This is a genomic window from Breoghania sp. (assembly GCF_963674635.1).
In the GTDB taxonomy this organism is placed as follows: domain Bacteria; phylum Pseudomonadota; class Alphaproteobacteria; order Rhizobiales; family Stappiaceae; genus Breoghania.
On record NZ_OY771475.1, the window covers coordinates 3,378,696 to 3,390,804 of the forward strand.

Annotated in this window: 8 protein-coding genes; 5 read left to right on the forward strand and 3 right to left on the reverse strand. The window is 62.7% G+C overall.

Annotation, left to right across the window (positions count from 1 at the left end; translation table 11 throughout):
* The first annotated feature begins 70 nt into the window (after nucleotides 1-70).
* Both ABGM93_RS14775 and ABGM93_RS14780 read left to right on the forward strand, forming a co-directional pair.
* On the forward strand, nucleotides 71-2,341 hold the full coding sequence (locus ABGM93_RS14775) for a leucine-rich repeat domain-containing protein (protein ID WP_321500739.1): 2,271 nt from the start codon (nucleotides 71-73) through the stop codon (nucleotides 2,339-2,341).
* A gap of 114 nt (nucleotides 2,342-2,455) precedes the next feature.
* Nucleotides 2,456-3,631, forward strand: coding sequence for a pyridoxal phosphate-dependent aminotransferase (locus ABGM93_RS14780; protein ID WP_321500740.1), 1,176 nt, complete (start codon nucleotides 2,456-2,458; stop codon nucleotides 3,629-3,631).
* A 3-nt stretch (nucleotides 3,632-3,634) separates the two neighbouring features.
* Here ABGM93_RS14780 and ABGM93_RS14785 read toward each other — a convergent pair whose 3' ends face one another.
* Nucleotides 3,635-4,642 carry a putative sulfate exporter family transporter gene (locus tag ABGM93_RS14785; RefSeq protein ID WP_321500742.1) on the reverse strand — a complete coding sequence of 336 codons (1,008 nt, stop codon included), beginning with the start codon at nucleotides 4,640-4,642 and terminating at the stop codon, nucleotides 3,635-3,637.
* A gap of 192 nt (nucleotides 4,643-4,834) precedes the next feature.
* On the opposite strand from ABGM93_RS14785, the gene ABGM93_RS14790 reads away from it, so the two are divergent.
* Entirely contained in the window at nucleotides 4,835-5,740 is a 906-nt protein-coding gene (locus ABGM93_RS14790) for a LysR substrate-binding domain-containing protein (protein WP_321500744.1), read from the forward strand.
* Here the strand turns inward: ABGM93_RS14790 and ABGM93_RS14795 are convergent.
* Both ABGM93_RS14795 and amt read right to left on the reverse strand, forming a co-directional pair.
* Nucleotides 5,720-6,523 carry an alpha/beta hydrolase gene (locus tag ABGM93_RS14795; protein ID WP_321500746.1) on the reverse strand — a complete coding sequence of 268 codons (804 nt, stop codon included), beginning with the start codon at nucleotides 6,521-6,523 and terminating at the stop codon, nucleotides 5,720-5,722. The genes ABGM93_RS14790 and ABGM93_RS14795 overlap by 21 nt on opposite strands.
* Before the next feature lie 103 nt (nucleotides 6,524-6,626).
* Nucleotides 6,627-9,887: an ammonium transporter gene (gene amt, locus ABGM93_RS14800; protein WP_321500748.1), complete on the reverse strand. Its 3,261-nt coding sequence runs from the start codon at nucleotides 9,885-9,887 to the stop codon at nucleotides 6,627-6,629.
* Between the two features lie 574 nt (nucleotides 9,888-10,461).
* Here amt and ABGM93_RS14805 point away from each other — a divergent pair.
* Together ABGM93_RS14805 and trxC are read left to right on the forward strand one after the other, a co-directional pair.
* Nucleotides 10,462-11,424, forward strand: a complete 963-nt coding sequence (locus tag ABGM93_RS14805) for a bile acid:sodium symporter family protein (protein WP_321500750.1) — start codon at nucleotides 10,462-10,464, stop codon at nucleotides 11,422-11,424.
* 175 nt (nucleotides 11,425-11,599) lie between these two features.
* Entirely contained in the window at nucleotides 11,600-12,040 is a 441-nt protein-coding gene (gene trxC, locus ABGM93_RS14810) for a thioredoxin TrxC (RefSeq protein WP_321500753.1), read from the forward strand.
* The last annotated feature ends 69 nt before the right edge of the window (nucleotides 12,041-12,109 follow it).

The following is a 12,109-nucleotide window of genomic DNA, read 5'->3' on the forward strand; positions in this document are numbered from 1 at the left end:
GGGTTTTGTTTAGGTGTAACTACGTGCGCACCGATTGTGCGAATCCCTGCGGCATGCCATGTTTTGCCTCATGGGGGACCTGAGACTTTTCATCAGTTATTGCCACAAGGATCGCGCCGCGCTGGAGCGGCTGCTGACTCACCTGAAACCGGATCTCGACCACTTTCGCATAGATGTGTGGTTCGATGACCGACTGACGGCTGGCACACAATGGGACGACACCATCCGCCGCGAGATCCAGCGCGCGGATCTTTTTCTTCTGTTGCTCTCGCCGGATTTTCTCGCCTCCTCCTACATCATGGATACCGAATGGCCGGAGATCGAGCGGGCGCGTCAATCGCGCGATGCCTTCGTGGCTCCGGTTCTGGCCAAGAAGTGCAGCTTCAAGCGCCGTTTCGGCGCGCTGCATGTTCGCCCGCAGGATGGCAACGGCAACCTCAAGGCCATCGCCGCATGGAAGCCGCAGGATGAGGGGCATTACAGGGCCGCGCAGCAGCTTTCCGCCGACATTCACCAATGGCGGAACAAGCCACCGGAAGGTACGAACGACCCCGGCGGTCTGCGGTTGGTCGCCACCCCTGACGGCTACGACCTCGTTGAAACGCCGCCGTCACGCCACGAGCGTGAAGATCCGCTCAATCGCACCCTGCACGAGGAGTTGAAGCGAAACGCTGAAGCCCTGGCGAAGCGCGCGCAACGCAGTCTCGGCAATACCCATCCCCGCCTTGCAGGTGTCGTCTCCGGTCTACGGGAGGTCATTGCCGAGGATCTGGCGGATATCGACGTGCCGCTTTTGTGGACCCGCGCGCGCGCTCTGCAACAGTATGCCGAGGCTTTCGCCGCGCCGGACCAGCGGGCCATGACCGAGCCGCTGGAGCCGGAAGATCAGGCGCAGACCGCCGCACTGGCCAGTGAGGCGATGTTCTTCGCCGATGGCTTTGCGGAAGGTCGGCGCTTGAAGGCGCGGGTGCGCGCGCAGGAGGCCGAACAGGACCCGGCAGAAACCCTGGAGGCGACACGCGATACACTGAAGGGACTACTGGAAACGCCGGACCTCCTGACCGAGCGGGCCGAGGCGCGGGTCAAGGCGTTGAGCGGGGAAGCAGAGGCGACAGCGCCGGAAAATATCGAGGCGGTCGCGTCCGTTGCGGTTCAGACGGAAGGCGCGGTCGGCTCGCTTGCCCGTACGCTCGCGGCAGCGGTGGCGAGTGTCGGCAGAGCGGCCAATAATGGCGTCAAGGCCGTTGGCGATTACTGCTCCGTCGCGGCGTTGGCTCTCGCACTCTCGGGCCAGCCGACGGCGGGGACGATCGAGGCCACGCAACGGTTTCTGGCGACCTATTCACGTCCTGTGATGCGTCTGGCGCGCGACAATGCCATCCTGCGTCGTCTGTCGCTCTGGGCAGCGGACTATGCGCGCGACGAGTTGCCCGGTCCTGCGCCGGACAAGGGGCTTCCGCCCGGCGTGCCGGGGCGGAAGCGAGAGGACGACGAGGAAATTCCGGAGGATGTCGAGGATCGGGCAAGAGAAATGATTCTCGCTGGCCAAGCGCCACCAGAGGCTTGGGTGCCGCATATTCGGGAGTTGTTTTTTAGAACCAACGATCTGATTGACCTTACTTTGTTATCCGGCTTGACGGCCCTCCAGTCGCTCCATCTCTCCCACACGGAGGTCACGGATCTCACGCCTCTGGCTGGCTTGGCAGCCCTCCAGTCGCTCGGTCTCTCCGGTACGCAGGTCACGGATCTCGCGCCTGTGGCTGGCTTGACGGCCCTCCAGTCGCTCTATCTCTCCCATACGCAGGTCACAGATCTCTCGCCTGTGGCTGGCTTGACGGCTCTTCAGTGGCTCGATCTCTCCGAGACGCAGGTTACGGATCTCACGCCTCTGACTGGCTTGACTGCCCTCCAGTCGCTCGGTCTCTCTGCTACGGAGGTTACGGATCTTACGCCTCTGGCTGGCTTGACGGCTCTTGAGACGCTTTGGCTCTCCGGCACGCAGGTCTCGGATATAGCAGCCCTTGCCGGTCTGACTGCGCTTGAGACGCTCGATATCTCCCTCACGCAGGTCACAGATCTCGCGCCTCTGGCTGGCTTGACGGCTCTTCAGTCACTCGACGTCGAAGGCTGTGTGATCCGGCGGTTGCCAAGCGCAATGCCGCAAGGCTTGCGGCAACTCAATCTCCAGAGGGTCAGATGGCCGATGGATCGGCCCTTGCCCGATGTGCCGAACCGTATCGATCCGGACGGAACAGTGCATGAAATGGAACCAGCCTCCCGCCTCTTCAAATTCTGGAAACGTCGTCTCATACGCGGTAGCGGGCCTGAAAATGCTGCCTGAGCCGCACCCGCTGCGCCCTTCTTCCCCCGTTCCCAAACACCAGCAGCATCATTAAAACCAAAGCCCGACGCCCATTTGGCTGGCGGACAGTTCGAACGTCCGGGAGGACCACTCATGCTCACCACCATTTCCGGCTTCGACCGTATCGGCGAGGAAAACGCCTTCGCCGTTTTGGCGCGCGCAACTGAGCTTGCGGGTGAAGGCAAGGACATCATCAATCTCGGCATCGGCCAGCCGGATTTTTCCACGCCCGATCACATCGTGGAAGCGGCCGTGAAGGCGCTGCGGGATGGGCATCACGGCTATACGCCCGCAACCGGCATCGCGCCCTTGCGCGAGGCCGTGGCCGCGGATCTCTTGAAGCGCACGGGGGCGGAGGTGTCGCCTGAGCGGGTGATCATCGTTCCCGGCGGCAAGGTCACCATGTTTGCCGCGATCCTGATGTTCGGAGAGCCGGGCGCGGAGATCCTCTATCCCGATCCGGGCTTTCCGATCTATCGCTCGATGATCGAGTTCACGGGCGCCACGCCCGTTCCCGTGCCGATCCGCGAGGAAAACGGCTTTGCCTTTTCCGCCGATGAACTTCTCGGGCTCATCACCGACAAGACCCGGCTGGTGATCGTCAATTCGCCCGCCAATCCGTGTGGCGGCGTGACGCCCAAGGCGGAGATCGACACGTTGGTTGCGGGCCTTGAGCGCCACCCCCATGTCGCCATCATGTCGGACGAGATCTACGGCCAGATGACCTATGACGGCGAGGCGCATGTCTCGCTTTTGAGCTATCCGGAAATCCGCGACCGGCTGATCCTGCTCGATGGCTGGTCGAAGACCTACGCCATGACCGGCTGGCGGCTCGGCTATTCGCTCTGGCCGGATGCGCTTTACGACAAGGTGCGCAAGCTGGCGGTCAATGCGTGGTCCTGCGTGAACGCGCCGACGCAATATGCCGGCCTTGCCGCGCTCACCGGTCCGCAGGATGCGGTCCGTGAGATGGTTGCGGAATTCGATGCCCGGCGGAAGCTGGTGGTCGACGGGCTCAACGCCATCGAGGGCATCAGCTGCATCCTGCCCAAGGGCGCCTTCTATGCGTTTCCCAACATCAAGGCGACGGGCTGGCAGGCCAAGAAACTCGCTTCCGTATTGCTGGAAGAGGCGGGCGTGGCGCTGATCGGCGGGCCGGATTTCGGCACTCTGGGCGAGGGCTATGTGCGCGTTTCCTACGCCAATTCGCGCGAGAATATCTCGCAGGCGCTGGCGCGCATCGAGGCGTTTCTCGCCAGGGGCGGCTGAGCGCTAGACGATTGCCAGAATTTGCAGAAGGCCTGCGCTCATTGCGGCCAGTGCCAGCAGTGACAGTGTGGCGGCCAGGATCACCCTACCGCCCGCGTGGGCGAGTGTGCGGATATCGACATTGAGGCCGAGAGCCGCCATGGCGACGATGGTGAGCGCGCCGGAGGCCTGTTTCAGCGGGATTTGAAAGCCCTGCGGGATCAGGTCGGCGGAACGAAGGGCCATCAGCAGCAGAAAGCCGATGATGAACCAGGGCACCAGCTTGCTGACAGAGGCACCCGCCTCCCGGTTTCCGGGCAGGAGGCCGAGCGTGAAAATGACCGGGCCCAGCATCAGCACCCGCACGAGTTTGACCAGGGTGCCGACCTGCACCGCGATGGTGCCCATGGGGGCGGCCGCGGCCAGAACCTGCGGAACCGCGTAGACGGTGAGCCCTGCCATCACGCCGTATCGGGTTTCCGACATGCCGAGCGCGGCGCCGATGACGGGCAGGAGGAGGACAACGGCGATGCCGAGGGCCGCGGTGAAGGCAATGGAGGCGGCGACGTCCTCGCCTTCCGCTTTGATCACCGGAGCCGTTGCCGCAATGGCCGAATTGCCGCAAATCGCGTTGCCGCAGGCGACCAATGTCGCAAGATGGTGCGAGAGACCCAGCGCCCGGCCGATCATGTAACCCGCAGCAATCGCCAGAACCACGATGCAGGCGATGCCGCAGACCAGGCCCGGCCCGGCTGCCTGAATGGCGCCGAGGCTGATCGTTCCGCCCAGAAGCACGATCGCCGCTTCCAGCACTTGCTTGGCCGCAAAACGTATGCCCGGACGAAGACTGTCGGGATGGGGCAGGAAGGAGCGCGCAAGCGCACCGAGCAGAATGGCGATCACCAGGCCTTCGAACCAGTTGCGTCCGAAAACCACCGTCTGGACCTTTTCAAGGCCGATGGAGGCGACGGAGATGGCAAGGGTGGCGAGAAGGCCGGGAAGCAGAGGGGAGAAGGGAAAACGAAACGGCATGAGGCAGCACCGGGGAGGAAGGGAGGCGCAAGCTCGCATGGAAATTCGTTTTGCTCCATCGGATAATTCTGGATATTTGTTTCAAGAAAATCGAACGATTGAGCATTCAATGCCCTCTCGTTGGTTCTGTGAGGGTGCCGGGCGGTCGGTCTGTATCGGCATCCGGGCGAACCGTGGGCCGGGACCCATGTCATGACTTTTGAACAACTGTCCATCTTTGTCGCCGTCGCCGAGCGCGAGCATCTGACGCGTGCGGCCGAAGCGTTGCACCTGACCCCATCCGCCGTCAGTTCCGCCGTGCGGACGCTGGAAGGCTATTACGGCGTGGCGTTGTTCGACCGGGTCGGGCGTGGCATTGTTCTCAATGAAAACGGGCGGGTGTTTCTGGACGAGGCAAAGGCGGTTCTGGCGCGCGCGGACGAGGCGCAGCATGTGCTGGCGGAACTTGGCGGATTGCGTCGCGGCCGGCTTGCCATCGCCGCCAGCCAGACGATCGCCTGCTACTGGCTGCCCGCACCGATGGTGCGCTTCCATGAGCGCTTTCCGGGGATCGAGCTGGCCCTTTCCATCGGCAACACCGCCACGGTGGCGGAGGCGGTTGCCGCGGGCGAGGCCGATATCGGCTTCGTGGAAGGGGTGGTCGATGTGCCGGCACTCAAGCTGCGCAAGATCACCGAGGATGCGCTGATCGTGGTGGTCGGGGCGGATCATCCCTGGAGAGATGGGCGGCGGCTTCAGGCGGAGGATATCGTGGCGGGGAGCCGCTGGATCCTTCGGGAGCGCGGCTCAGGCACACGTTCGGCCTTTGAAGCGGATCTCCGCGCCCGCGGGGTCGATCCTGCAGGGCTCGATGTGGCGCTGGAATTTCCCTCCAACGAGGCGGTGTTGTCGGCGGTGAGGGCGGATGGCTTCGCCTCGGTGGTCTCCGCCTCCGTCGCGGAGCCCTTTCTCGGGCGGGGCGATCTGGTCGCTGTCAGCTACGATCTGCCGGCCCGTGCCTATTCGCTCCTTCATCATCGCGAAAGACGGCTCAGCCGATCGGCTCTGGAGCTGGTCGATCTTCTGTGCGGGGCGGGCTCAGCGGACGGTGATCAATGAGCGCAGGAAGTCCGCGAAGGCCTCCGGCTCCTCCATGTGAGGGGCGTGGCCGGACCGGGGAAACTCGTGAATGGTCGCATCCGCCAGTCGCTCCGCCTGCCATTCGGCGACATTGCGTCCATAGAGGGGGCTGCGGGCACCTCGGGCCAGGTGAACGGGGATATCGATCTTTGCCATCAGGGGCCTGAAGTCCTGCGCGGTCAGCGAGGCCCACATGGCGGCGATCTGGGGCGGGTTCGCGGCCAGCATTTCCCGTCGGTTGAAGGCCAGCAGGTCCGGATCGGGCTCAAGTCCCTCCGCCAGAATACCCTTGGCAACCGCTTCGGCCAAAAGCGGCCACTGGGTTTCGATCGTGTTGATGAGCTGCAGATTGAGGGTGGCGTTGTTGCCGTTCTTCGTACCCAGATGCCATGCGTCGTCGTTGAGCACCTTCGGTGTCATGTCTTCGACAACGAGGCTGGCGAGGCGGCTCGTGCCATGGCGCTCGATCAGCGCATAGGCGACATGGGCTCCCATCGACCAGCCGACCAGTACGACCCGGTTCAGCCCGCGCTCTTCCAGAAGGTCGTTCACCGCATCGGCGGCCGCCTCAATGGTCAGATCGACATCCGCGCCGGTCTTTCCATGTCCGGGCAGGTCCGGCGCAAGCAGCAGCGTTTCATCGCGCAAGTCGCGCATCAGACCTTCGAAAAAGCCGCCATGGCAGGACCAGCCGTGCAGGAGCACCACAGGCAGACGGTTTTCGTGCGGGCTGCCGCCTTGGCGAATGTGAAGCTTGCTCATCTCCCATGCCTCCGGACGTCTCTGATCGGACCTGGAAAGACATAGCCCGTCCTGGCGGAAAAGGCATTGATACGAAAGGACGGGGCGTCACCTGTCCGTTCGCTCAGGTATTGGCATTTGCGACGCGCAATTGCCGGGCGTGCTGGACCGGTTCATCTTGCCTGGTCGCTTCAACTTCGTCGCGGACCCTTTCGGCCAGTTCCGTCAGGCGGCGGATGCCGTCGGCTCCGGCGCAGCTCGCCAGGACCGTCTTGAGGGCGACGCTCGGCGCCTTGCGGCAGAGCTGTCCCGCCGGTTCGGGCCGCCCGATCAGGTAACCCTGGATTTCGTCGCAGCCGTCATCCACCAGCAGCCGGAGCTGCGAGGCGCTTTCAACGCCTTCCGCGACCAGCGTCATGCCGAGGGCCCGACCAAGCTTCAGGATCGTCTCGACAATGGCCTTTGTGTTCGCGCTGGTCTCGATCCCGGCGGTGAAAGAGCGGTCGATCTTGATCGTGTCAAAGGGGAAGCGGCTCAGATAGCCAAGCGCAGAGTAGCCGGTGCCGAAATCGTCGAGCGCGATACGCACACCCAGTTTCTTGAGCGCATTGAGGACGCCCAGCGCGCGCGCGTCATCGTCGATCACCACGTTCTCCGTGATCTCGATTTCCAGAAGCTGTGGGGAGAGCCCGCTCCTGTGAAGCGCCTCGGCGACCGTTTCCACGAAGCTCTTGTCGCGGAACTGCAGCGGGGAGACGTTGACCGATACGTGGCGATCGGGAAACGCCGTCTGCGCGATGCGGCAGGCATTGCTCAGCACCCATTTGCCGATGGGAACGATCTGGCCCGAATTCTCCGCCACGGGAATGAATTCCGTCGGGCTGACAAGGCCGCGTGTGGGATGGTGCCAGCGGATCAGCGCCTCGTAACCGGCAATGGAAGCATCGGACGTCGCCATGCGCGGCTGGAAGAATAACTCGAACTCATCGCGTTCGATGGCTTGCGCAAGATCGGCCTCCAGTTCCCGGCGGATCTTCATTGCCGCATCCATGCCCTCTTCGAAGATGCAATAGGTGCCGCGCCCCATGCTCTTGGCCTTGTAGAGGGCTGTGTCGGCCCGGGAGATAAGGGTTTCGCAGGTGTTTCCGTCGCTTGGCGCGAGAGCGACACCGATGCTGGCGCCGGAACGCACCACGAGCCCGCCCGTGCAATCGATGGGCTGATCGAGAATATGCAACAGCCGATGGGCGAGATCGGCGGCCTGATTGGCGAAGCCGATGCCGGACTGGAGGACGGCGAATTCGTCGCCGCCCAGACGGGCCACCACATCTCCCTCGCGCACCGCCTGGCGCATGCGTTCCGCCGTCACCTGGATCACCCGATCTCCCACCGGATGGCCATGCAGGTCATTGATATCCTTGAAGCGGTCGAGATCCACGAGGAGCACGGCGGTGACGCCTGAAGACTCGCTGACCCGGAGCGTATCGAGGCTCTCCTTCAACCTGTCGGTGAAGACGGCGCGATTGGGCAGATCCGTCAGCGGATCGTGCTGGGCGAGATGGCGAATGCGCGCTTCCGCCTTCTTTCGCTCGCGCAGGTCGACCACCGCGGAGACACAGGTGTGTTCGCCGCGATAGACAATCTCGCGTGTGCGCACCTCCACAGGGATGCGCACTCCCTCCGCGTGAAGCGCCACCATCTCGTAGGGCCCGCTTTCATTTGCGAGAATGTCGCATAACCCTTGATCCTCAGGTGTTTCAGACAGGGCGGACGCAAAGGTCGGGGTGCTGAAAAGCCGGTCGAACTTCCGGCCTTTCAGGCTCTCGATGGAGGTACCCAGCAGGTCCTGAAGGGCGGCATTGCCGTCGACAACGCACCCGGCAACGGTGATGACAATGGCTTCGAAAGTGGCGTTGGCAAGGGCGGAGAGCCGCTCCGCCTCTTCTTCGGAGCGCTTCTTCTCCACCGCGTAGTTGCGGGCCAGTTCCTCGTTCTGGATGGAATCCATCAACTGGTTGAACAAGTCGGACAGACGTTCGGCTTCATTGCCCTGAATGACCGGCAGGCGCAGTGAGAGGTCGGTCTTCCCGCCGATAAGCTGGGCATAGGCATCTTCGACATGACCGATGCCGAACCGGGTGTCGTGTTCCGCCTCATTGAGGCCGAGCTGTTCGCCTTCGCACCCCACGCGAATGCGCATGACCTTGCCGAGCAACCAGAAAAAGGAAAGGCCGAGGGTAAACGCCCAGGCGAAGTTGATCCCCACCCCAAGGGACTGGACCGCGAGCTGGGAAAGGCGCGACCCGGTGGGCAGGTGTTCGAGAGGGGCGAGAAAGGGGATTGCGAGCGTACCGAGGATGCCCGCCACACCGTGAACGCCGATCGCGCCGACGGCGTCGTCGATCTTCAATCGTCTTTCCAGGAAGTTGTTTGACCAGACCGCCGCCAGCCCGCCCATCGCGCCGACAAGGAGCGCGCCGCCGGGCGTCAGGACCATGCAGCCGGCGGTCACCGCGACAAGGCCGCCGACCATTCCTGAAAAGGCCTTTTCCGGCAGGATCAGCCGATCCTGTCTGATCCCTTCCAGATACCCCGCAGCGCCGCCGGTGCCTGCGGCAAGGACGGTGTTGGCAACGATGTGCGCGATCTCGGGAACGGCGGCGGCGGTGGAGCCGCCATTGAAGCCGATCCAGCCGACAAAGAGCAGGAATGCACCCGCTGTTGCCAGAACCGGGCTGTGGCCCTGAATGCGGATCGGTTTGCCGTCTTCGGTGAAGCGACCAAGCCGTGGGCCTATGATGATACAGGCGGCCAGCGCGATCCACGCCCCTGTGGAATGGACCACGGTGGAGCCGGCAAAGTCCACGAACCCCATGTTGCCGAGAAAGGCAGAAGGGTTGTCCGCCAGCGCCGCGCCCCAGCTCCAGTGCACGAAGGTCGGGTAGACCAGCGCCGCGATCAGGATTGAGCAAAGGATGTAGGCGGCGAGCGGCATGCGCTCGGCCACCGCGCCGGAGACGATGGTTGCCGCCGTGCCGCAGAACATCACCTGAAAGGCAAAAAAGCCGATGCCCCACTCGTCGAGGTCCTGAAGCATGAAAAGACGCGGGTCGATGCCGATCCCGTATCCGTTGCCGGAGCCGAAGGCGAACATGAAGCCGACAGAAGCGAACATGATCACCGAGAACACGAAGTCGAGCATGTTCTTCTGTGCGACATTGACGGAGTTCTTCGAGCGCACCATCCCGGCCTCCAGCAACATGAAGCCGACCTGCATCAACAGCACAAGGGCTGCCGCGATCATGAGCCAGATGAAATCGAGATTGCGGTTCGCCACCTCAAGCAGCGAGACCCGTTCGGCGAGCGGGACGAGGGGCTGAGGCATCCCGGCAACCGCGAGCCTGGGAAGAACGGCCACGAACACCAGAAGGGCGCAGCCTCGCGCGATGATGCGGCGGAGGGCGAGACAGCGCGAAAGGGCAAGGGGATGCCTCCCTATTCGCGCCCCAAATGCCCGAGGTTCGCCTTGCCGCGCAACTGCCTTCATCACGCTTGTCCTGCCCACTTGAATCCGGGAAATGCATCGACAGCGTTAGGGAGGGTACCGTTAAAAATTGCATAAATAAAAATGTCAATCATGCCGAAATGAAGGGCAGCGCAACGCATCAAAAGCGAGCTTGTCGGGTCGGGCCTGTCTCTCCTCGCAAGGCGATCTGGCGGAGGAACTGGTTCTTGGTGAGGAAAATAACGCGGCGTAAGGGGCGTTTCTGGTAAAAAATACCGAAATTAAGCGGATATTTTTCCATTTTGTTCGTTTCACCCCTTTCTTGCGCGCAGATTGTTCGTCTATACCGGGCGCTGTGATTTCCGCCCGCCTCGCGGGTCGGGATGACCAAAAAACAATCACAAAATATTTGCCCGTCCGAGCTAATCGGGCGTGTCATCGAGAGGATCGTCTCGTGAAATTCCTCGCCAGTCTCTCCGGCCTTGTCGGCCGGACCTTCGCCTACTGGGTCGTGCTGTTCGCAGTTCTGGGATTCATCCTGCCGGACATTTTCAAGCAGATCGTACCGTATATCGTACCGCTGCTCGCCATCATCATGTTCGGCATGGGCCTGACCATCAAAGGTCGGGATTTCGTGGAAGTTCTGCGCCGTCCGGTGGAAGTGGGGATCGGCGTGGTCTCGCAGTTCCTCATCATGCCGCTGCTGGCCGTTGCCTTGACGACCATCATTCCGATGTCGCCGGAAGTCGCCGCGGGGGTGATCCTCGTGGGCTGCTGTCCGGGCGGGACCTCGTCCAACGTGATGGCCTATCTGAGCAAGGGCGACATCGCTCTTTCGGTGGCCTGCACCTCCGTGACGACGCTTCTGGCGCCCTTCGTGACGCCGTTTCTCGTCTATCTACTGGCGAGCCAGTATCTGCCGGTCGATGCAATGGCCATGTTCATTTCCATCATCAAGATGGTGCTTGCGCCGCTTGCTCTTGGATATGCGCTGCAGAAGGTCATGCCGAAGGCCGTTGCGGCCGCCGTTCCTGCGCTGCCGCTCGTTTCCGTGATCGGCATCGTGCTGATCGTGTCCGCCGTCGTCGCCGTCAGCAAGGGCGCCATCGCATCGTCCGGCCTGATGATCTTTGCCGTGGTGGTCCTGCATAATGGCTGCGGCTACCTGCTCGGTTATTTCGCCAGCCGCGCTTTCGGCCTGTCCCTGGCCAAGCGCAAGGCGATTTCCATCGAGGTCGGGATGCAGAATTCGGGGCTGGGCGCAGCACTTGCCAATGCGCATTTCTCGCCCGTCGCGGCGGTGCCGAGCGCGATCTTCAGCGTCTGGCACAATATCTCCGGCGCGCTCATCGCAAACTACTATGCCGGCAAGACCGATGAGGAAGAGCCGGCGCGTCTTGGGACCCGCAATGCCTGACATATCGCAGCCGATCGGCGCAGGCCATCGGGTTTGCTGAGATCCACCACACCAAAGGGCCGCCTCCCTGATCGGGGGGCGGCTCTTTTGTTTGAACCTGTGCAAGGCAGGACCTTGTGGAGGGGATCTTCCATCCCTATATATTCGCAAGTTCTAATATATTGGGGTTTCAGCGATGCAGGACGCGGTAAAGATCGTGTGCCCGAGCTGCGAGCAGACCAACCGCATTCCCTATGCGAAGCTCTCCGCGGGGCCGAAATGCGGGGTGTGCGGTGATCCGCTTGTCTCGGGCAAGGTGATCGAACTTGATCAGGGCGCCCATGACAAGGCGACGCGCACAGACGAGCTGCCGCTCGTTGTCGATTATTGGGCACCCTGGTGTGGGCCATGCCGGATGATGGCGCCGGAATTCGCCAAGGCGGCCTCGGCGGTAAGTCCGCAGGTGCGGTTTGCCAAGATCAACACGCAGGACTTCCCCCGCGTCTCGCAAAAGCTGAATATTCGCGGCATTCCGCTTTTGATCCTGTGGCATCGCGGGCGCGAGGTCGCGCGCTTGAGTGGTGCGCGACCGGCCTCCGAAATCGAAGCCTTCGTACGCCAGAGCGCGAAGGTCTGAGAGGCACCGGTCGGGTTTCGGGCCGGGCCTGTCTTGAGAGTTTTGGGGGAGCCGCTGCCAGGTGCACCG